24 protein-coding genes are annotated in these 22,722 nt (G+C 30.9%); 1 reads left to right on the top strand and 23 read right to left on the bottom strand.

From position 1 onward, the window contains the following. Window positions 1-444: an SsrA-binding protein SmpB gene (gene smpB, locus L988_RS02920; RefSeq protein ID WP_047381423.1), complete on the top strand. Its 444-nt coding sequence runs from the start codon at window positions 1-3 to the stop codon at window positions 442-444. Between the two features lie 40 nt (window positions 445-484). Here the strand turns inward: smpB and L988_RS02925 are convergent, their stop codons facing one another. From L988_RS02925 to L988_RS03035, 23 genes are all read right to left on the bottom strand, one after another. Further along, window positions 485-1,786 carry an OmpP1/FadL family transporter gene (locus L988_RS02925; protein WP_047381425.1) on the bottom strand — a complete coding sequence of 434 codons (1,302 nt, stop codon included), beginning with the start codon at window positions 1,784-1,786 and terminating at the stop codon, window positions 485-487. Beyond that, on the bottom strand, window positions 1,783-2,367 hold the full coding sequence (locus L988_RS13195) for a TetR/AcrR family transcriptional regulator (protein ID WP_052191655.1): 585 nt from the start codon (window positions 2,365-2,367) through the stop codon (window positions 1,783-1,785). The genes L988_RS02925 and L988_RS13195 overlap by 4 nt, the downstream gene beginning before the upstream one ends. Before the next feature lie 213 nt (window positions 2,368-2,580). Then, on the bottom strand, window positions 2,581-3,897 hold the full coding sequence (locus tag L988_RS02935; protein WP_047381427.1) for an amidohydrolase: 1,317 nt from the start codon (window positions 3,895-3,897) through the stop codon (window positions 2,581-2,583). Between the two features lie 44 nt (window positions 3,898-3,941). Next, complete coding sequence (locus L988_RS02940) at window positions 3,942-4,409, bottom strand: hypothetical protein (RefSeq protein ID WP_047381429.1); 468 nt, start codon at window positions 4,407-4,409, stop codon at window positions 3,942-3,944. Beyond that, window positions 4,402-5,211 (bottom strand): DUF3100 domain-containing protein, encoded by an 810-nt coding sequence (locus L988_RS02945; RefSeq protein WP_047381431.1) that lies wholly within the window; start codon window positions 5,209-5,211, stop codon window positions 4,402-4,404. The genes L988_RS02940 and L988_RS02945 overlap by 8 nt, the downstream gene beginning before the upstream one ends. A gap of 244 nt (window positions 5,212-5,455) precedes the next feature. Continuing rightward, entirely contained in the window at window positions 5,456-6,742 is a 1,287-nt protein-coding gene (locus L988_RS02950) for a hypothetical protein (protein WP_047381433.1), read from the bottom strand. 25 nt (window positions 6,743-6,767) lie between these two features. Further along, window positions 6,768-7,187 (bottom strand): YchJ family protein, encoded by a 420-nt coding sequence (locus L988_RS02955; protein ID WP_047381434.1) that lies wholly within the window; start codon window positions 7,185-7,187, stop codon window positions 6,768-6,770. After that, window positions 7,177-7,569, bottom strand: coding sequence for a hypothetical protein (locus L988_RS02960; RefSeq protein ID WP_047381436.1), 393 nt, complete (start codon window positions 7,567-7,569; stop codon window positions 7,177-7,179). The genes L988_RS02955 and L988_RS02960 overlap by 11 nt, the downstream gene beginning before the upstream one ends. 17 nt (window positions 7,570-7,586) lie before the next feature. Beyond that, window positions 7,587-8,411, bottom strand: coding sequence for an NAD+ synthase (locus tag L988_RS02965; RefSeq protein WP_047381438.1), 825 nt, complete (start codon window positions 8,409-8,411; stop codon window positions 7,587-7,589). Window positions 8,412-8,420: 9 nt separating this feature from the next. Next, window positions 8,421-9,317, bottom strand: coding sequence for a ribosome biogenesis GTPase YlqF (ylqF, locus tag L988_RS02970; protein ID WP_047381440.1), 897 nt, complete (start codon window positions 9,315-9,317; stop codon window positions 8,421-8,423). Window positions 9,318-9,329: 12 nt separating this feature from the next. Beyond that, window positions 9,330-9,995, bottom strand: a complete 666-nt coding sequence (rsmI, locus tag L988_RS02975) for a 16S rRNA (cytidine(1402)-2'-O)-methyltransferase (RefSeq protein WP_047381443.1) — start codon at window positions 9,993-9,995, stop codon at window positions 9,330-9,332. 18 nt (window positions 9,996-10,013) lie between these two features. Next, the gene (locus tag L988_RS02980; protein ID WP_047381445.1) at window positions 10,014-11,288 is read right to left on the bottom strand and encodes a S41 family peptidase; all 1,275 of its coding nucleotides are present in this window, start codon (window positions 11,286-11,288) and stop codon (window positions 10,014-10,016) included. Next, a complete protein-coding gene (locus tag L988_RS02985; RefSeq protein ID WP_047381447.1) occupies window positions 11,285-12,091 on the bottom strand; it encodes a TlyA family RNA methyltransferase in 807 nt (268 codons plus the stop codon). Before L988_RS02985 ends, L988_RS02980 begins: the two co-directional genes overlap by 4 nt. Further along, window positions 12,091-12,921 carry an HD domain-containing protein gene (locus L988_RS02990; RefSeq protein WP_047381450.1) on the bottom strand — a complete coding sequence of 277 codons (831 nt, stop codon included), beginning with the start codon at window positions 12,919-12,921 and terminating at the stop codon, window positions 12,091-12,093. Before L988_RS02990 ends, L988_RS02985 begins: the two co-directional genes overlap by 1 nt. Beyond that, window positions 12,908-14,731, bottom strand: coding sequence for a 1-deoxy-D-xylulose-5-phosphate synthase (gene dxs / locus L988_RS02995; RefSeq protein WP_047381452.1), 1,824 nt, complete (start codon window positions 14,729-14,731; stop codon window positions 12,908-12,910). The genes L988_RS02990 and dxs overlap by 14 nt, the downstream gene beginning before the upstream one ends. 11 nt (window positions 14,732-14,742) lie before the next feature. Beyond that, a complete protein-coding gene (locus L988_RS03000; RefSeq protein ID WP_047381454.1) occupies window positions 14,743-15,204 on the bottom strand; it encodes a divergent PAP2 family protein in 462 nt (153 codons plus the stop codon). 22 nt (window positions 15,205-15,226) lie between these two features. Continuing rightward, window positions 15,227-15,535, bottom strand: coding sequence for a ribosome assembly RNA-binding protein YhbY (gene yhbY, locus L988_RS03005; protein ID WP_047381456.1), 309 nt, complete (start codon window positions 15,533-15,535; stop codon window positions 15,227-15,229). A 37-nt stretch (window positions 15,536-15,572) separates the two neighbouring features. Next, a complete protein-coding gene (locus L988_RS03010; RefSeq protein ID WP_047381458.1) occupies window positions 15,573-17,519 on the bottom strand; it encodes a ribonuclease J in 1,947 nt (648 codons plus the stop codon). A gap of 1 nt (window position 17,520) precedes the next feature. Continuing rightward, window positions 17,521-19,311, bottom strand: coding sequence for a penicillin-binding protein 2 (gene mrdA, locus L988_RS03015; protein WP_047381460.1), 1,791 nt, complete (start codon window positions 19,309-19,311; stop codon window positions 17,521-17,523). Beyond that, window positions 19,308-19,703 carry a hypothetical protein gene (locus tag L988_RS03020; protein WP_047381462.1) on the bottom strand — a complete coding sequence of 132 codons (396 nt, stop codon included), beginning with the start codon at window positions 19,701-19,703 and terminating at the stop codon, window positions 19,308-19,310. The genes mrdA and L988_RS03020 overlap by 4 nt, the downstream gene beginning before the upstream one ends. A gap of 18 nt (window positions 19,704-19,721) precedes the next feature. Next, entirely contained in the window at window positions 19,722-20,723 is a 1,002-nt protein-coding gene (locus tag L988_RS03025; protein ID WP_047381464.1) for a hypothetical protein, read from the bottom strand. Further along, a complete protein-coding gene (mtaB, locus tag L988_RS03030; protein WP_047381466.1) occupies window positions 20,701-22,020 on the bottom strand; it encodes a tRNA (N(6)-L-threonylcarbamoyladenosine(37)-C(2))-methylthiotransferase MtaB in 1,320 nt (439 codons plus the stop codon). The genes L988_RS03025 and mtaB overlap by 23 nt, the downstream gene beginning before the upstream one ends. Then, window positions 22,010-22,720, bottom strand: coding sequence for a 16S rRNA (uracil(1498)-N(3))-methyltransferase (locus L988_RS03035; RefSeq protein ID WP_047381468.1), 711 nt, complete (start codon window positions 22,718-22,720; stop codon window positions 22,010-22,012). Before L988_RS03035 ends, mtaB begins: the two co-directional genes overlap by 11 nt. Window positions 22,721-22,722: the final 2 nt, after the last annotated feature.

A 22,722-nucleotide genomic window follows, 5' to 3' on the forward strand; every position in this document is an offset into this window, starting at 1 on the left:
ATGATATTAGCTAATAATAAAAAAGCATTTTTTGATTATTTTATTGAAGATAAGTTCGAAGCTGGTATTGAACTTGTTGGAAGTGAAGTTAAATCTATCAAAGCTGGAAAAACAAGTATAAAAGAGGCTTTTATTAGAATAATCAACGGAGAGATTTTTATAATGGGAATGACTGTAGTTCCTTGGTCTTTTGGTAGTGTTTATAATCCCGAAGAAAGAAGAGTTAGAAAACTTCTTCTGCATAAAGGAGAAATAAAAAAACTGCATGAGAAAGTTACACAAAAAGGTTATACAATAGTTCCTTTAAATATACACCTTTCAAAAGGATATGTTAAAGTTGAAATTGCCTTAGCTAGAGGTAAAAAGAATTATGATAAACGTGACTCTTTAGCTAAAAAAGATCAGCAAAGAACAATTGAAAGAGCTGTTAAAGATAGAGATTAAAATTATAAAAGCAGATGATTTACGTCATCTGCTTTTTTTATTAGAATTTATATATCGCTGCTAATCCAATTGCACTAACACGCTTTTTATATGTTATATCTTTTAAATTCTTATCAGTTTTGTATTGAACAAATGAGTAAGTTCCCATTATATCAAGCTGAGAATTATACTTGTACTTAGCTCCCATCGAATACATATCAGCATCTAAAACATAATCTGTATCTGTGTAAGTTTTCTCATTTGCTCCAGTATTTGTATACTGATATCCTGTCATAAGAGTCCACTTCTCATTTAGTTCATAGTCTACTCCTACCGCCACTTCATAACCATTATCGTAGTGATCAAAGTTTCCTAAATCATCTCCAGCTTCTTTTATAAAGTAGTAGTTACCTGAAGCTAATAAAGTAGTTTTTTCTGTTACTTTATAAGAGGCTCCTAAAGCTGCTACTGCCGGTAAATTTCTTCTTCCACTTCCCTCTGACATCCACTGCTTTATAGCTGGATCTTTTCCAATTATATCATAAAACTTATCTCCCAATACCCCTACAGAATCCTTAAAACCTTTTCTTAATTTAGATTCTTTATTATCAAAATCTAACTTTGTTTCTGTTTCATATCTCATAGCTAGATTAAATTTGTCATTTGGATGATAGTTTAATCCAAATATTCCAGAAGCTCCAAAAGCTGTTCTTTCTGAATCTATATCAAACTTAGGATTTACTTTTAAGTTTGGAATATCCTTGTATGCAATTTCAAAGTTTCCTTCACCTTTAAACTTTCTTTCTGCATCAATCAATCTCAATCCAACTGCTCCACTCCAAGTTTCGTTAAACTTTCTTGCTATTCCCCCTTGAAAAGCAACATAATATGATTGTCCATGAATTGTGGAACCTGATAAAAATTTTGCTTCGAATTTTTCACCTAACATTCCTTCAAATTTATCTGCTATCTCAGGAAAAGTAGCTATTCCTCCACCATAAGCAACACTACCTCCACCAGCTATCGCTCCTGCATGGAAAAAGTATGCTGTATCTCCAGCTTTTTTTACAATTTGTACACTTGGAACAGCTGGTGATGCTTTATCACTTTTAAACTTTTCTCCATTATACTCCATACTATAGTCTTTCAAATGTGTTTGATTGTTAACTTGAATATACGTTCCATCTTCTAACCAAACTAGTCCCGCTGGATTATAATAAGCTCCTGATACTCCAATTTTACCTACCATAGCTGGATGTGCTAAATACTCTGCATCTTGTTGTGAAAGATAATCTATACTTCCTGCAAAACTATTTACTGATAGTATTACTCCTAATATCATTAATTGTTGTTTAAATTTCATTCTCTCTCCTTCGTCATTTCTAAAGCTTTATTTATTAGTAGGTTTCCCATTTCTATAACCTCTGTTTTAAATGTTTCAAATTCTATTTCTGGATAAAAACCTGTACAAATTAAAGTTGCATATCCATGTGAAAAATACCAACCTTTTTTTATAACCCATTCAATTATATCTACAGGAAATTGATTATACTCTTTATTGTTATTAAATCCATTGTAAATAAGATTTCTAAAGTCATCCATAATCTCATCCATAAACTCTCTAGGTAATCCTTCTCTTAAAAAAATAGTTCTAAATAGTGCTTTCTCCTCTTTTGCAAAAAGACATATCCCTATCCCTATGTTTAAAAGAGATAAATCTGTATAATCACGTTTTGTATATTCAAAAAGTTTTGTTTTTGCTTTTTTTGAAAGTTCATTCTTTAATTCATCCATAGATTTAAATGCTGAATAAATTGCGATTGTAGAAACTCCCAATTTTTTTGCTACATTTCTTGCTGTAACCTCTTTTAAGTTCTCATTATTTAAAATTTCATATGCACTCTCTAATATTTCATCCCTACTAAAATTAGGTTTTCTTCCCATAATAATTCTCCTATATGTTATGTTATTTTTAAACACATCCTATATTATATCTCATAAAACAAACAAATACAAACACTTTATTATATATCACTGTTATGAAATTGTTTGCCATTTTACAAAACAGTGTTATGAAATTGTTTGAATATAACAAAAAGAGGCTAGTTTTCTAGCCTCTTCCATATGAGAAATTATTAAAATAAGTTACTATTTTTATTAAGCTTTTATAACTTTATCATTTGATTGCATGAATTCTAAGTATTGCTCTTTTGTCATAACTGGTTTAAAGTTATCTAAAATTTCTTTTGCTTTTTTACCTTCCGCAAATAATAGATCTACAACTGTTAAAGCTAAAGCCTTAGCTGGCATTAAAATTGCAATTTCATCATCAACAGTTTTAAACTCTCTTGTATGAAGAGCTCCATTAATTCCACCGAACATAGGATGTAACGTTGGCATTATGTGTGATACATCTCCAAAATCAAATGACCCTGTAAAGTCTCCACCTTTTATCATATCATCTTTCAATCCTAAATACTCTAAGTTACCCTCTAAAACATCTTCCATTGAATCATGCTTTAATATTGGTAAATATCCTGGAAGCTCAGTTATTTCTATCTCTGCACCTACAGCATATGCTCCTGCTGTTAATCCTCTATTTACTTTTTTATTAGCATCAATCATTCCTTCGATTGTTCTAGCTCTTACATATGCTTCCATTCTTACATCAGCTGGTACAGAGTTAACTATATCTCCACCTTTTGTTATAATAGGATGGAATCTAACTCTATCGCTATCTTTAAACGTTTCTCTTTGAGCGTGTACATTATTAATTCCTAACATCGCTGCATTTAAAGCATTTATCCCTTCGTGAGGAGCTGATCCTGCATGAGATTCTTTTCCTATAAATTTAACAGTTTTTCCTATAAATCCATTACTCACTGGTCCTGTTAAAACTTTTTTATCTCCTAAATCTAAAGCGTGGAACATTACAGCCATATCAACATCATCAAATGAACCGTTATATATCATCTCTTGCTTTCCACCGAAGTATTTTATCTTTCCTTCTTCTCTTAATTTAGTTCTATACCCTAACTCTACGAACTCTTCTGCTGGAGTTGCCATAAAATCTACTTTTCCACCTAGCTCTGCTAAAATACCAGATTTTACAAGTCCTGTTGCTGCACCTAACATTCCAGCAATTTGGATATGATGACCACAAGCGTGAACTGCTCCTAACTCATTAGAATCAGCATGATCACTACATGATATTGCATCTAGTTCTCCTAGAATAGCAACTTTAGGACCCTCTATATCTTTATTAGATCTTGCTCTACATCCTGTGTATGCAATCCCTTCTTCAACTTCTAACCCTAACTCATTTTTAAAGTAGTTTGAAACTATCTCTGTTCCTTTAAACTCTTTATATCCAAATTCTGGATTATCATACATAGCCTTTCCAGCTTGTAAAATAACTTCTCTATTTTCATCAATAGCTTTTATTACTCTCTCTTTAATTTCATTTAAGTTCATAGTTTTCTCCTTAACCCTAAGTAAATCTTAATCGATTTTTATAATTAAATTGCTCCTTGTAACTTTAATACCGTTTGAGCTATTAAAGCACATGCGAAGAATATTGTAGTAAATACTACTACTGCGATTATTACAATCTTCCAAGACATCGCTTTCAGTTGCTCTATTTTATCTCCCACAGATATTCCTGCAAAAGCTAATAGAGGTGTACAAAGTGGCATAAATTCAACTGTTCCTATTTGTGGTGCAAAGAATTTTGCAATTGGTAACGCTGGAATACTTACAATCATTCCAACTATTGTTGATAATGCATATGCTGGTAGTGGAAACTTTGGAAAAGCATCCTTTACAGCAAAACATAGTAATGCTAAAGCAATGATTAAAAACATTCCTGGTATTGCACCTATAAACTGTTTTTGTAATCCTATAGCTTGCCCTGCTAATACGATAACTCCTGTTATCGACATAAGTATAAAGTATAATATATATTTTTTAAGATCTAAACTACGCATTTTGTTTCACTTCCTTTTTTGCAAACTTTGGAGATAGTTTTTTATAATACCACTCTGTGAATGGTAATGATATAAATACAAGGATATTAACTCCTGTTAATCCTGATAACATATTACTTGTTGATGCGTATGCAAATACCTGTTCTGCATACTCTGGTCCAACAACCTCAGCTAACGATGAAGCTGCTGCTGTCATCATACTTCCACTTCCTACCCCACAAGCCATTCCTAAAGCTAACGGATGTAACCCTGAGTAAATAGATAATGATCCTAAGATTCCAAAGTATATTGTTCCTACAATTGTTCCTGCTAAGTATACTCCTAAAACTCCACTTCCTTCTGGTGAGGCTATTCCATATTTTTCTCCAATTACTCCAAGTGAAGCTTCTCTACTAATACTTGATCCAGCTCCTATTGCTTCTCTATTTAATCCTAATTTTAAAGCCAATGGAACTGCTACTAATGGAGCTAAAACATGTCCAAACTCTTGAGCTAAAAATGCTGGTCCAGCTTGGATAATTTTATCTAAATTAGGACCTACGAAAGTTCCTAACTTTATCCCTAACATTAAAAGAATCAACATAACCATATCACTAGCTATCTTCATCTCTTTCTCTCCAATAATCTCTCTCAATTTTGCTACTTTTTTTCCTAATAAATCTGGTGTTAATGCCATTCCAATAATAACCGCAAATAACATTGGGAATAACGCTACTTTTCCCAATTGAATTTTTCCAATTTTCTCACAAACTAGTGAAATAATTGTTACAACTAAAAAAACATTAATTGTGTTCTTGTTCATAGTACTCACTCTTCCTTAATTTAATTTTTTCCCTATAAGACTTTGTCTTTAATAGGCCCTTAATTTCAACAATGAAATAATACTATTTTTTTGATATTATGTCAAGGTTTTTTTCGAATTTTTTATTTTAAAACAAATTTTATTGTTCCATTTCAGAACTTTAAGTGTTTGTAAACTTAAAAATAAAGGAATAAAAAAAGGATTTGGTCCTTTAATATCCCAAATCCTTTCTATATAACTTATGTTAAAATTTAAATTTTATAACTCTTCTAGGACGCCCAGCTTTAGAGCATACTTCATACTCAAAAATCTCTGCAAATCCATTATCAATTATTGGTTTTACAATTCTATTTACACTTCTTTCTGTTATTTCTAAAAGTTCTGCCAACTCTTTACTTGTAAACTCTTTCTTTCTAAAACTTTCTTGTAACGCTCTTATCTTAGAAAGATATTTTGCTGTTATTCCAATTTTTTTCGCTTCTTTTTCTATACTATCACTTATTTTTGTGACATAGTCATATCTATTTTTTTTATAAAGAGGGCCTCTTATTTTATTATCAGAAAAAAGATAAACTTCACCTTTTTCATTCATCAAACTTATATTTAAGGCTTTTTTTGCATTAACAGATGCTTCTTGAATACTCTCAGCATAGCCTACTCCTACAGATATTTTCCCACCTAAAATAGAAACTTCATTCAATAATTTTAAAAAGCTCATCTCACTATCTTTAGTTTCTAAAATTCTCTGAGTTGTAAAAAATATGTATTCATCTTCTAGTAATTCTTGAAAACTCCCATGTAACTCTTTAGAATATTTTAAAAATATTTGATTTAACTTCATTCTAAATGCACTTTTGTCATAATAGTTCTCATCTTTTCTAAGTTTTTTTGCAACTTTTAAAATTTTAACTCCAATTCTGTTTTTAGAATTTTCATTTATTTTTATATCTTTCAATAAAACTTCCATCTGATTTACTATCTCATTTTTAGTAGCTTGCAATCTATAAACTGGTTTATTCTTTTTTTTGAAATAATCATAAACATAACCAAATGCTGTTAATACAAATTGCACTTCTCCTCTAACAAAATTTTTGATATGCTCATCTAAAAAATCAGACTCTGTTTTATCAACTTCATACTCCTGAACATTTATACTTTTCAAAGATATCCCAAACTCTTCTAAAGTATCTAATAAAACGTCTCTCTCTACTATATCAAAACCTATTTTCAAATTACTAATTTCTGAATAATCTTCTCTCAATTCCCAAAGAGCCTTCAAAACACTCCCTGCTTCTCTATTTGAATAAACCATTGGAACATCTATATTTAACTTGCTCACAATCTCTGAATGAACTCCTATTCCTGTAGAAAAAATACCTTGAACTCTTCCCTTAAGTTCCTTTAAATTTTCTACGAAACTACCTAGTTGTTCTATCTCGTATGCTATAAACTGTATCTGAGGATATTGAGGTTCCAAAGTTTTTAAAATCTTTTTTACGGAATCAGGGTAACCCACAATAGCAATTCTCATTTACTACTCTCCCTAAATAAAAGTTTTACTTTCCACAACACTTTTTAAATTTCTTCCCAGAACCACAAAGGCAAGGGTCATTTCTTCCTATTTTTTCCTCTTTAACAATAGTTCCTTGAAGTGGTAACCACCCAAAATACATCCATTGTCCATCAACTTTTAAAAATTGACTTTTTTCATGATGAACAACATCTTGTCCATTCTCTTTATAAAAAGCTTTAAACTCTACAATACCTTCTGAGTCCTCTTCTTTTCCACCTTCTGTTGAAACTATCTCTAATCCTAACCACTCAGAATTTAAAGCCCATTTTTTTGTTTCTTCAACATCCATATCAGACTTACTATCTGGATGATGAGTATCCACTATAAACTCTATATTTCCAGTTTCAAAAGCATTATATCTTGCTCTCATTAGCTCTTCAGCGGTTTTAAAATTATTTACCATCTTGATTTGGCTCCTCTACTTTTTTTAATGTGTCTAATTCTTTTTCAATTTTTTTAACCTTTTTATAAATCTCATTTATTCTGAACTCTAAAGAGTTTAATATCCAAAATTGGAAATGACTAGCTCTTTGTGACTCATAAAACATCCAAATTAGTTTTATAACACTAAATAAAATCGCAACTTGAACTGCTAATGTTGGAGTAATTCTATTAAAAATACCTCCTAAAACTAACAATGCAACTATTATAGCAATCAATAAACTATTAACTATCTTATTTTGTTTACTACTTGAACCGCCTATTTGACCAACAATATTTCTAATTCTTTCCTTTTCTTTTTGGAACTCCTGTAACTCTTCCCTTAATTGCTCTTCCCCTCTCAAATTTAGTCCTCCTTATTTTATACTCCCCAATCTCTAGGATATCTAAACTCTCTTCCTATAGTTCTAGTCGATACCTTTGCTATTAGAGGTAGTTTTCTTTTGTACTGTGACATCTTAATCTTCCAAATGATTTTGTTTACAATCTCTTCAGAATACCCAGCTTCAATTATATCCTCTTTTTTTTCTCTCTCGTCTATTAAAGAATATAAAATTTCATCAGCTAAAGCATATGAAAATCCTAATTCACTCTCATCAGTTTGCCCTTCCCATAGGTCCGCACTCGGTTTTTTATCAATAAGTGCTTCTGGTACTCCCATATGTCTTGAAAGTTCCCAAACTTGTGTTTTATAGAGATCTCCTATAGCATTTATAGCTGATGCGGCATCTCCAAACTGTGTACTATATCCTAATAACATCTCTGTTTTATTTGATGTCCCTAAAACTAAAGCTCTCTCTTTTGCTGAGTAGTCAAATAAAATACACATTCTTTCCCTTGCCATTCTATTACCTTTTCTCAGTCCATCCATATCTGGATTCATATCAAAATATGGTTCAACCATTGGAGTTATCTCGATTAATTTTGATTGTATTCCTAAATCTTCTACTACTAGTTTTGCGTGTTCTACACTTTCTTTACTAGAAGTTTTATAAGGCATTAGTATCCCTAAAACATTTTCAGGCCCAAAAGCTTTGGCTGCTAAATAGGCAACTAATGCTGAATCTATTCCTCCTGATAATCCTAATACCACTTTAGAAAATCCAACTTTATTAGCTTCCTCCTTTAAGAAATTAACTAATATATTTTCAACTAAACTTAAATCTAAATCCAATTTATGACTCATTTTTATCTCCTACTTATATAAGTTTTTAATCTGCTCTGCTATATCCATATCTAAACCAAACTTACCTAACTTTGAAGCTCTATAGTCTCTAAGTACTGTATATGTCGCTTGTTGTACATTAGGATTTCCACCTTTTTGTAACATATTCATTCTTACTGCTATTGATTCTATTATTGCTCCTGTTACTTGTTCAAAGTCTTCGTCTAAAAGTTTATATTTATCTTTTAAAACATTCTTTTTACCCATTTTTAGCATCTTTTCAATTAAAAGACATGCCACTTCATCGATTGGAAGAATCTCATCTCTTATTGCTCCCGTTATAGCTAAGTTATATCCAACCTCTTGATTTTCAAATTTAGGCCATAAAATTCCAGGAGTATCTAATAATTCTAGTCCCTCTTTTATTCTTATCCATTGTTTTCCTCTAGTAAATCCTGGTTTATTTCCTACTCCAGCACTATTCTTACCAACAATTCTATTTATAAGTCTAGATTTACCAACGTTTGGTATCCCAGCAATCATTAATCTCGTGTTAACTTTTCTTAATCCCTTTTTAAGCATCTTATCTTTTTTCTCTTTAGATACTTTATCAATAATTGTATATAGAGTTTTTATATTAAATCCTGTCTCTGCTGAAAGTTCTAAAACTTCATCTGCAAAGTTATTTTCTTTAAAGAACTTTTTCCAGAAATTTAACTCCTCTTTCGTTACTAAATCAGCTTTATTTATAACAATTACTCTTTTTTTATTTTTAGCAAATCCAGCTATATCAGGATTCTTACTTGATAAAGGAATTCTTGCATCCACAACTTCAAGAACGATATCAATTAAAGGCATATTTTCCTTTATTAAGTCCTTTGTTTTTTTCATATGTCCTGGATACCAGTTAATTTTTGTCATTGACATTTTTTCTCACCTCTATTTTTCATTACCCTTTATTAAAAGAACTATCTCTCCCTTTATAGGATTTTGAGATAACTTTTCTATTAACTCTGTAGTTGTCCCTCTTAAAATTTCTTCATATATCTTAGTAATCTCTCTTACTATTACAACCTCTCTCACACCAATAAAAGTCTCTATATCTCTTAGTGTTTTTTCTATTCTGTGCGGAGATTCAAAAATAACTATTGTTCTCTCTTCTGTAGCTAATGATTTTAAAAGTGTTTGCCTACCTTTTTTCTTTGGTAAGAACCCTTCAAAACAAAATCTTCTTGTTGAAATTCCAGCTACTGAAGCTGCTGCTGTCATTGCACTTGGTCCAGGAATTGGAATTACCTTTATTCCTCTTTTTAAAGCCTCATCAACAACTTCAAATCCAGGATCCGATATACAAGGTGTTCCTGCATCTGTTACTAATGCTATTTTATTTCCATTCTCTAACATATTTGCTATATTAGAAACTTGGTGCATCTTCGTATGCTCATCATATCTATATACGATCTTCTCTATTCCTAAATGATTTAATAACTTTTTTGTAACTCTTGTATCCTCTGCAAAAACAAAGTCTACCTCTTCAAATGTTTTTATCGCTCTTAAAGTTATATCATCTAAATTCCCTATAGGCGTGGCTACTATGTAAAGCATTTTTTACCTCATTTCCTCTTATTTTTTTAAAAGCTTATCCATCTCTTCAACAGCTTTATCTAATTGGATATCACCTTTTGAAATAATCTTTTTAGCTTCCTCTTCTCCCTTTACTTCTTTTATAATCTCATTTCTATTCTCTTTAGTCTCATCTTCATTTATGTTTGTTACAAACCCATTGAAGAATAGGAAATCATCTTTTTCCTCAACTAAAATATCTGGTTCGATTCCTGTTCCATGAATAGAAACTCCACTTGGAGTATAGTACTTAGCTATTGTTAATTTTATTCCATCTCCATCCGGTAATGGTAAAAGTGTTTGAACACTACCTTTTCCAAATGTTTTCTCTCCAATTAAAAGACCTCTTTTATAATCTTTTACTGCTCCTGAAACTATCTCAGATGCCGAAGCACTTCCTTCATTTATTAATACAATCAGTGGGAAGTCTCCAAAATATTTACCTTCTCTGTAAGCTACCTCTTCATCTCCTGTTTTACCTTTAGTACTTACAATTCTTCCTTCTGGTATGAACATAGATGAAATTTTTACAGCTTGACCTAAAGATCCTCCAGGATTACTTCTTAAATCAAAGATTATTCCTTTTGCACCTTTTTTAATTAATCCTTCTAATTCCTTACGAAGATCTTTATAAACATCTTCTCCAAATTGAGTCAATCTTAAATATCCAATGTCTTTTCCAATCATCTTGCTTTTAACATATTTTAATTGAATAATAGATCTTTTTAATTCGACCTCTTTAGTCTCCTTAGCTTCCTCTCTATAAACTGTAAGCTTTACTGAAGTTCCTGGTTCACCTTTTAATTTTTTTACACTTTGTTCACTCGTTAATTTATAAGTACTCTCTCCATCAATAGCTATAATTTTATCTTTAGCTCTTATCCCTGCCAAATACGCAGGTGTATCTTCTATTGGAGAAACAACTAGTAAAGGTTCATCTGCTTTTTTCTGTATTACCATACCTACTCCAGCATATTTACCCTCAATATCCTCTTTAAAACTTTCTAGTTCCTCTTTTGTAAAATAATTAGAATGTGGATCATCTAAAGATTCCATCATTCCTTTTAAAGCTCCTTGCATCAAAGTTGTATTTGTAGGATCTTTTTCAGCTCCTACATGATTTTCTTTTATTATGTTCATAATATCAGAAAGTTCTTTTAACTCTTTTATATTTGCAATAAATCCATTATCTACAGAATATGATGGCACTGTATTTGCAATCATGATTCCTGATAAAAGTAGTGCTACTCCAGTATTTCTTAACAGTTTTATCATAAGGCTCCTCCCAAGTTCTTTCCTAGCTTTACAACTGACTCTATGTTAATATGAGATTCTTCATCCCCTATCTCAAATAAAGAGATATATTCAACATTTCCTTTTGTTCCTGTTATTGGTGAGAAATCTAAAGCTTTTAATCTTAATCCTGATTTTTTAGCTTCCTCTATTACCATCTCTATTGCCATTATATGTTTTTTGCTATCTTTTACTATTCCACCTTTTTCAATATTTTCTTTTCCTACTTCAAATTGTGGTTTTATTAAAGCCATTAATTTTGTTTCGTCTTTAAAGAATTTTATTAGGTGTTCGATAACTTTTGTAATCGATATGAACGATACATCCATAACTATATAGTCCACTTTTTCATTATCCAACTCATCTAAAGTTAAATCTTTTATATGAGTATTTTCTAAAGATTTTACTCTTTCATCATTTCTCAATTTCCAATCTAACTGATTTGTTCCAACGTCTACAGCATAAACAAAAGATGCTCCATTTTGTAAAGAACAATCTGTAAATCCACCAGTTGATGAACCTACATCTAACACTTTTTTTCCTTGTAAATCTAAATTGAAAACAGTGATGGCTTTTTCTAATTTCATTCCACCACGACTAACATATTTACAAGCGTCACCTTTAACTCTAATTACTGGTTCCTCATCTATTTTTATAGATGTTCCAGGTTTATCTATTTTTTTATCGTTTATTATAACTAAACCAGCCATAATAGCTCTCTTTGCTTTTTCTCTAGTTTCATAGAATCCCTTTTCAACTAGTAGAACATCTACTCTTTCTTTCATTACTGCACTTCCTTCTCAAAAATCTTGTCATCCTCTAAATAATTTAATAGCGGATTCTCTAAAATAAGATTTTCAAATCCTAATCTATCAACTGCTTTTATTAGTTTTTCAGTTTCTCTAACTCTTTTCGTAAAGAAATCATCACCGATAGGAATTTTTTTCTTACTTTTATAGTATCCCAATAGCTGTTTTGTATTTTTTAATCTTAACTCATGCTTGGCTCTTTTTAAACGATCTTTTATAACGCCTGTTGTGCAATTAAATTTTTTAGCTACATCGTCTATATTCATTCCATCATTCATAAGTCTTAATATCTTATCAGCTCCGATAGGATTTATTCTATGATATTTTGCAGAATACATATCCGCTCTATGAACTATATGAGCTTCCTTTGTATTTGGTTGTATCTTACCCCATTTTCCATGATGAGATATAACTATGTGAGTTATATTCTTTTTTATCTTATCGACAATCTTTAAATTTAAAGATTCCTCTATTTCAGATAAAACTTTCTCAGCTTCTTTTATGATATATTCAGGTTTTTTTATCATCATTTGCGAATGAGATAGTTTCTCATCAGCTTTTCTAATGCTTCCCTTACTCAAATCATGTATTATAACTCCAACTACAATTGAGAAAAATTCTACTTTTTCTCTTGCTTCTCTTAAATCTCTGTAATCTCTTCTTATCTCTTCAAAAGATATTTTTAAAACGTCGTACGTATGCGTAGTTACTTTAACTCCTTGATCATCATGGTGGTCTAAATCTAAGACCATCTCATGGTTTAATAGAAGTTTTATAAACTTCAGTGCATTACTATTTTTCGCCATTAATGCTACCCTCAATTCTCTCTATTAGTTTTTTACCTCTTAGACCATAATCCTCTAACAGTATGTTTCTTGACCCATGAGGTATTGCTACACTATTCAATGCTATTTTATTTATATTAATTTTTATTTTTTTCTCATTTAAAAATCTTAATATTTCATCACCAAATCCACCTCTTTCATAACCATCCTCAAAGGTGAATATATTCTCATACTTTGAAAACTCATCTAAAATAAAGTTTTCATCTAGAGGTCTTATAGATGAACAGCTAACAATAGTTCCTCCTAAACCTCTTTCTAAAAGTTCTTTTTCTATACTTAAAATCTGTTCTAACATTGCTCCTGTTGTTAAATAAAGATTTTTTTCTCCTCTTTTTACTTCTTGCCATTTTCCAATTTCAAATTCAAAATCAGCCATTCCTTCTAACTCAAAAGCATTTCCTCTAGGGAACCTTATTGCTAAAGGTGATTCTTCAAAATTTTTGGAAAACTCTAAAATACTTTTCAGCTCTTTTCCTGTTGTTGGAGCTAAAACTTTATAGTTTGGCATAGTTAAAAACATATTGATATCATGAATTCCTTGATGTGTTTTCCCATCTTCTCCTACAATTCCAGCACGATCAACTATGAATCTCACTGGTAGATTTTGTAATCCAACATCATGTATCAATTGATCGATAGCTCTTTGGAAAAATGTCGAATATATTGCTACATATGGCTTTTTTCCTGATATAGCTAATCCTGCCGAAAATGTCACACCGTGACCCTCTGCTATACCTACATCAATACATCTTTCTTCAAATCTATTTTGAAACTCACCTAATCCTGTTCCTTTTACCATTGCTGCTGAAATGGCATATATATTTTGATCCTTTTCAGCCAACTCTACTAATTTTGATCCAAAAATATTAGAATATGTTTCGCCACCTGATTTAACCTCACCTGTTTCTGGATTGAATGGCGATATCCCGTGAAACTTTTCTTTGTTTTCCTCTGCTAATTGGAACCCTTTTCCTTTTTCTGTTTTTACATGAATAAAAACTGGTCCCTCCATCTCCTTAGCTCTGATTAAATTCTTTATCAACTCTTCTAAATTATGTCCATCAATCACGCCTAAAAATTGATAACCTAATACTTCCGATATACTCGAAGGCAAGAAAAACTGCTTTACTGAATGTTCAATTCTTTCTAAAACACTTTTCACTTGGTTCCCAACTTTTCCTTTGCTCATAACACTTCTGACATCTTTTCTTATATTCATATAAGCGTTACTTATCATCAATTTACCGAAAAAATTAGAAAGTGATCCTACATTTTTTCCAATAGACATCTCATTATCATTTAGTATAACTATTAAGTTTTTTAAATTTTCACCAATATTATTTAAAGCTTCCAAAGAGTGTCCATTAGCAATCGATGCATCACCTATAACAACTATAACTTTTTGATTTGGATTTGCTTTCGCTATTCCAGCTCCTGCAGATAAAGCACTTCCTGCATGTCCAGCTATAAAGAAGTCGTATTCACTCTCTTTAGGATCAGAGAATGGACCAATTCCACCTTTTGTTCTTAATGTTTTAAATCTCTCTTTTCTACCTGTTAATAATTTATAAACATACGACTGATGCCCTACATCAAACAATAATTTATCTTGAGGAAGATTAAAAACTTCCATAATTGCTTGTGTCAGCTCTACTACACCTAAATTTGGTGCCAAATGCCCACCATTTTTACTTGTTATTTCTACCAATATATCTCTTATCTCTTGGCTTTCATTTTGTAACTTACTAATATATTGTCTGTCTACCTTCATTTTTTCCATCCTTAAGCTTGTATATAACCCTTAAATACAAAGGCTACTACTACTCCTAATATAGCCCCCACTAATACTTCTAATGGACTGTGCCCTAAAAGTTCCTTTAGTTTTTCATCATGTAATCTCTCTCCAACTTTTGCCGCAAATCTATCCAGCAAAGTGTTTAAAAGTCCAGCATGTTTTCCAGCTGCTCTTCTTATCCCAGCTGCATCATACATAACTACCCCTGCCAAAACAAACGAAATAGCAAATATTGTACTCTGTGTTCCATGAGCTAATGCTACCGCTGTACTTAATGATGACATAGTTGAAGAGTGGGAACTTGGCATTCCTCCAGTTTCAAAAATTCTCTTTATATTTAATTTTTTATCAATAAATATTGTAGTTATAACCTTATAAAACTGGGCAATGAACCAAGCTATAAACACTACGTCTAGAATTCTATTTCCTAAAATTATTCCTTTTTCCATAGTTTCCCCACTCTCTTCTTTTTTATTTTACTGCTTTTAATTCTAGTGATATTGTCGGTTTATCTTGATTTTCTTTATAGAATATTATAGTTCTTCCTATTATTCCTACAACTTCTGCACCAATCATATCTGCTATTTGATAAGCTACTTCATTCTTATCAGCTTCTGAATTTTGAAGTATTTTTACTTTTATTAACTCTCTAGGAATTAGTGCATCTAAAACACCTTGTGCTAAAGTTTCAGAGAATCCCTCTTTCCCTATTCTGAATATTGGCTCTAAATTGTGAGCTCTCTTTCTTAAAAATGCTCTTTTTTTGCTTGTTAAACTCATTTTCTCTCCTCTTAATCTCTCTTAAATTTAATTATATTTATACATCCATAATTATAGGTAAAATAACTGGTGTTCTTTTTATTCTATTATAGAAGAACTTACTTGCTAGGTCTCTTACACTATTTTTTATAACTGTCCAATCTTTTATTGCTCCATCTTCAAACTCTTTTAATTTAACTCTAATTTGTTCATTAGCTTCATTTAAAATCTCATCTGAATCTCTTGAGTAAACGAATCCTCTCGTTACTATGTCAGGTCCACTTAATACTTTTCCTGTTTCTTTATCTAGAGCAAACACCACAATAACTACTCCATCTTGAGATAATTGTTGTCTATCTTTTAAAACGATATGTCCTATATCTCCTACACCAAGTCCATCAACTAAAGTTGCTCCTGCATTTACTTTTCCTTTAATTTTAGCACTTGATTTAGTTACTTCAACTTTACTTCCATTTGTTGCTATCACAACATTATTTTTTGGAACTCCAGTTTCAATCGCTGTCTCTTTATGAGCTTTTAGCATTTTAAACTCTCCGTGAACTGGCATAAAATGCTTTGGCTTAATAAGGTTAAGCATAAGTCTTTGCTCTTCTTTACTCGCATGACCAGAAACATGGATTCCTGCTATTTTCTTAAATACAACTTCAGCGTCATATTTTAAAAGATTATTTATATTGTTTGATACAGCTCTTTCGTTTCCTGGAATAGGAGTAGCCGATATAATTACTGTATCTCCCTCTTTAACTTTAGTATGCTTATGCATATTTTTGGCGATTCTTGAAAGAGCAGCCATAGGCTCTCCTTGTGTTCCTGTACAAAGAATAACAACTTTATTGTCTCTCATTTTATCAACATCAGATAAATTTATCATTATATTTTCAGGAAGTTTTAAATATCCTAAAGATGATGCTATATCAAATACTTTTATTAAACTTCTTCCATCGATTGCAATTTTTCTTCCATGCTCGTTTGCTATGTTTACTATCTGTTGTAATCTATGTACATGAGAAGCAAATGCAGCTATGATTATTCTTCCTTTAGCTTTTGCGAATTCAACTTTAAAGGCCTCTCCAACACTTCTTTCTGATGGTGTAAAGCCATCTATCTCAGAATTTGTTGAATCTGAAAGTAATAAATCTACTCCCTCTTCTCCAATTTGAGCCAGTCTTAAGAAATCTACTCCGTCTCCTCCTACAGGAGTTAAATCTATTTTGAAATCTCCAGTATACATAACCCTTCCAGCTGGAGTTGTAACAACTACTGCGTAAGCATCAGCTATTGAGTGAGTAACACTTATAAACTCAACTTCAAAGTATTTACCTACTTTAATTTTATCTCTACCTTTTACTTCTCTCATTTTAGGAAGAATTTTTGAAACCTCTCCACTTTCAAATTTAGATTTAATTAAAGCCAGAGTTAATTTCCCTCCATGAACAGGAACGTTTCTATCTATCTTTTGATATAGATATGGAACCGAACCTATATGATCCTCATGACCATGAGTTATAAATAGACCCTTTATCTTATCTTTGTTACTTTCAATATAGCTAAAATCTGGTATTACTAAATCAATACCCAACAATCCGTCATCAGGGAAAGTTACTCCTGAGTCAATTATTATTATCTCATCTCTATACTGAACTAAAGTCATATTTTTTCCAACCTCATCTAGTCCACCAAGAGGAATAACATACATTTTCTCTTCTTTCTCAGTTTTAACCACCGGTTTTTTTACCTCTTCCTGTACTTCAGCTTTTTTTGGAGCTCTTCTTCTTGGAGGTTCCGGTTTTTGCTCTTGAACTTTTTTAGTTTCTTGAGTTGTTACTATTTTCGCTTCTACTTGCTTCTTTGTTTCAGTTACAACATTTTCTGTCTGAGCTACTTGAGTTTTATCAGTTTGCTTAGGCTTGTTGTAATATTTTCTACGTCTTGGTTTTTTCTTTGCTACTTCTTTCTCCTTTTCAACAATGTTCTCTAAATTCATTTTATTTTATCTCCTCATTGTAATATTCCAAATATTTATCTACAAATTTTTTAGCAACTCCTCCAGCAACACTTCCTCCTCCTCCTGCTCCTTCTAAAAGAACAGTAAAAACTATTTCAGGTTGTTTATCTGCTGGGAAATATCCTGCAACAAGAGCATGTGTTTCATCAAATCTTGAGTTTTGTGCTGATCCACTTTTTGCTCCTACAACTAATCCTTTTGTTCTTAATGCTTTTGTCGTACCATTATTTTTTTCAACAGTGTTTATCAAAGCTTGATTTAAGGCATCATAATACCAACTAGGATAGTTTGTTTCATATAAAACCTTTGGTTTTATATCTATCTTCTCTTTTCCATTTTCCATGTAATCTACAACATGAGGAACATATGCTTTTCCACGATTTGCAAGTCCCATATACGATACAGCTACCTGCATAGGTGTTGCTAATAAGTATCCTTGACCTATAGATAAAATTATAGTATCCCCTTTAAACCACGATTGTTTAAATCTAGATCTTTTCCATTTTTCACTTGGAAGTATTCCTGATCTTTCACCAAAAACATCTATCTGTGAAAGTTTTCCATAACCAAAGCTACCTGCAACTTCAATTATAGGTTCATGTCCAAACTGATCTGCATATCTATAATAATATGGATTAACTGATTCAACTATCGATTTATCAAAGTCAACTGTTCCATGTCCACCTTTTTTCCAAGCTCTCCAGCTCCACTTTCCAATACTATAAACTCCATTGTCATAGATTTTAGTTTTAGGGTCTAGTCCATTGTTAAAAAATGCAAAAGCTGAGAATGGTTTAAAAACAGATCCTGGTGGATATTCTCCTGAAATACTTTTATTTGTTAAAGGTTTTCTCGAATCATTTGTTATCTCATCCCATTCCTCTTGAGAAATTTTAGAGCTAAATGTTGTTAAAGAGTAAGTTGGATAGCTTACCATAGTAAGAACTTTTCCTGTCTGAGCCTCTAACGCTATTATAGATCCTGATAGATTTTCCTCTTCAAATATTTTTTCCATATACTCTTGTAGTCTCATATCTAAAGATAGATGTAGATTATATCCTGGTGTTGGATCTTTACTTTTTTCTATCTTTTGGGCTCTATTTAAAGCATTTACCTCGATATAATCGTATCCTGGTTTTCCTTTCATTTGTAAATCATAAACTTTTTCAATCCCTGTTTTCCCTACGATATCCCGTGGCGAATATCCTTGTTCTTTAAGTGTTTCATACTCTTTTTCTGTAATTTTTTTTACATACCCAATTGTATGTGCTGCTAATGAGTCATATATATATTTTCTCTTAGAATAACTTTGAACTTCTAAATATGGATAGTCTCCGATTTTTTCCATTAACTTATGAGCTAGCTGTAAATCCAAATCATCGATCAAAATATTTTCTTTTGTGTACGGAACAATCTCTCCATATTTTATTCTTCTTTGTAAATACTCTGGAGCATACCCTGTAGCTTCAGCCATCTCTTTTAATTGCTCTTCATTTACAGTTCTTTGGTTTAAATATACCAATCTATACCCTAAAGTATTTGTTACAACAAGTTCTCCATTTGAATCGTATATATTTCCTCTTTCAGCGTCAATTTTTCTTAATTTAACTCTATTTTTTTGAGCTAAATAGTTGTACTTATCTTTTTTTATAATTTGTAAATACGCCATTCTACTCCCTAGTAAAATAAAAACTAGAAAAACGAACACCTTATATATTTCTCCTCTAAATTCAAAGCTTTTCCCTAACTTTATTCCAAGATCTTTTTTCACTTAGTTGCTCTCCTCATATATAACAAATTAATTATAAAATAAAATATTGAAAGAAACAGTATGTCAACTACAACAAAAGGTATATCCACATAAAATTTCCAAGTTACAATCTGTAAAAGAGAAAGTACATAGACGTTTCCTATGTTATAATCAAAATTTATAAAGTATAGGTGATAAAAAACTATATTCAATCCTACAAATAAAAATGCATATGCAGGCTCTCTTGAATGTAGAGCTAATATAACTGCTAATATGGGAAATAAAAATGCTATTTTTTTATCTTTTCTATACGATAAATAAGCCAAATAAGGCATTATTAAAAAACCTTTTGATGTTGTTTGAGGAATGTTATCCAATATAAAAATAAATAAAATTGAGATAAAATCTAGCATTTTCACTCCTTATGATTCTTAGTCTATTAAAATATTTATTCTATTATTTAAAGTATTGTTCTCTAACATATTTGTTATGTTTAATCTTTTTGCAATTTTTAGTGCTGTATAGTAATCCTCTTTGTTATATTCAATAACTGACTTATCTAAGTTTTTAGTTTCTTCTTTCAATGAAAGATTTTTATATCCCGAAGCTTCTAAATCTTTCAGCGCTGACTTAGCTTCTGCTGAAGTTCCTTTGATATCTATTTTAAAATCTATATCTTTCTCTCTACCAAGAACTAGAACAACACTTGCTAAAGTTGGCATTCCTGTATCCTCTTTAATCTTGAAATATTTTTCATTTATATTTGCCAAAACATTTTCAATATTCTCTTTACTGATTTCATTAATTTCAATTAGACTATACTCTGTGTTTTTTTCATAGTTTGCTGCAGTATATGTTAGAGATAGTTTATTTTTTAAATTCTCACCTGTTTTTCTAGCATACCCACCAACACCATTTGCATTTAATATATCTACAACTAAATTTGTAGAACCTTTTAAATTTCCACCATATAAATCAGCAAATAAAGATTGTGTTCCTGATGTTAAAATATACTTTTTATTATCTATTACCATCTCAGGAATATTTCTAGCGTTTTTTACATTTAAAGCTACTTCGCTATATCTTACAACCTTATAGTTTTCAACTTTTTCAGGTAAAAAATTATTTATAGAATCTATTACCATTTTATAGTTCTTAGAATCCACCAATTTTTTTATTGTTGTCTCTTTATCTATTTGTACATCAAATGGTATTTTAACTGCTAATTTATCCTCATAGACAACAATTATATTATTTTTTCCTATGATTGCATATCTATCCCAGTCCTCTAAATTTTTTCCACTTCTATTTAAATTATATGTCAAAAATGCTCCTAACATACCAATCACTATAAGGGCTAATAAAAGCCCTCCTAGTGTTTTTCCTGTTTTTGTTTTTTTCTTTTGTCTATTAAGCCCTTTTTCCCTTCTCATCTGCGATTAGTAACTCCTTTTCTAAATTTGAAATCTCTACTTTTACTAATTCATTTACATTTGATGTTGCATTTGACGTTTTCACTCTCAAATAATTTTGGCTATATCCATATGAACATCCATCATCTTTTATCTCTTCTACTAAAACTTCTAATTCCTGTCCTAAGTACTTTTCTCTTCTCTCTTTAGACATCTCTTTTCTTAAAGTTTCCAAAATCTCTGCTCTTTTTTTCTTTACATTTCCATCTATTTTATCAGTGAATGTATTTGCTAAAGTTTTTTCTCTATCTGAGTATTGGAAAACATGTAAATCTGAGAACCCTATACTTTTAATTACTTCATAAGTATTGTTAAACATTTGGTCTGTTTCACCTGGGAATCCAACAATAACATCAGCTGTATATTCCATATTCTCAACATTTTCTCTTAATTTAAGTAATCTCTCTTGAATAAGATCTGCACCATAATTTCTTCTCATTCTCTCTAAAACTGTATCATCACAAGATTGTAGAGATATATGTAGATGCGGCATCAATTTTTTATTCTCTCTCATTATCTCTATAAATCTATCAGAGATTTTATCCGGATACATCGACCCTATTCTAACTCTTTCAACACCCTCTTGCTTTACTACTGTTTCTAATAAAGTTTCTAAATTTACATCTGAATCTAAATCTTCTCCATAAGCACCTAAATTAATCCCTATTATTATAAACTCTTTAAATCCTTCTTTTGTTAAAACTTCAATCTCTTTACATATGCTTTCTAAAGAACGAGATCTACTCTTTCCTCTTCCAAAAGGTATTTTACAATAAGAACAGAAATTATTACATCCATCTTGAATTTTTATGTACGCTCTAGACATCTCTCTTAACGTTGCAAATTCATACTCTTCATATTTTCTCTCTTCAAATATATTCTCAGTTAAAACTTTTGATTTCTTGTTCTCAATATCTTGAATAAAATCTACAAGACCGCTTTTATTACTATTTCCTACAACAAAATCTATCTCTTCGATTTCTAATAACTCTTTTGAATTTGTTTGAGCGTAGCACCCTGTTACTATTACAATAGAATCCGGATTCATTTTCTTTGCTCTTCTTAAAACATTTCTTGTCTTTTTATCAGCTACACTAGTTACCGTACAAGAGTTTACGATATAAATATCCGATTTATTTTCAAACTCTTCCTCTTCATACCCTACTTTCATTAACTGATTTTTTATACTTTCGCTTTCATATTGGTTAACTTTACATCCTAATGTGTAAAATGCAACTTTTTTTGTATCAATACTCATTTACTAATATTCCTCCTACTATAATTGAGGCAGTCTCAGCTCTTAATATTCTCTTCCCCAGAGACACAGGTGTAACACCCTTTTCTTTTAAAAACTCAATCTCCTCTTTTTCAAATCCCCCCTCTGGACCAACTATATATAAAACCTTTTTAGGTTTATTTTCAATTTTATTCAATATATTCCTTAAAGAGTTCTCCTCTTCACACTCATAAGGAACAACAGCTAAATCATAACTATCTATATTCAACTCTGATAATTTTTTAGGTTCTTGAATCTCTACTAACTTTACTGCTTGGCACTGCTTTGTTGCTTCTTTTACAATTAAGTCCCATTTATCTTTTTTTTCTGTTATTTTAGCTACACCTCTTTTTGTTAAAAGCGGTATTATTCTAGTTACTCCAATCTCTGTTAACTTTTGAATTGTTAAATCCATTTTGTCATTCTTCAAAATACCTATTGCTGCATCTATCTCTACTGCAGATGAGAATCTGTCCTCATTTTTCTCTATAATTTTTGCTTCGATAACTTTTTTTTCAATTGATAAAACCTCACAGATGTACTCATACTCACCATCTACGGCTCTTATTACCTCACCTATTTTTATTCTAAATGCATTTTTTAGATGATTAATATCATTTTTATCAACAATCTCTATTATTTCATTTGCTATATTTTCATTAGATATTATAACACTTATCATTA

Source organism: Cetobacterium sp. ZWU0022, assembly GCF_000800875.1.
GTDB lineage: Bacteria > Fusobacteriota > Fusobacteriia > Fusobacteriales > Fusobacteriaceae > Cetobacterium_A.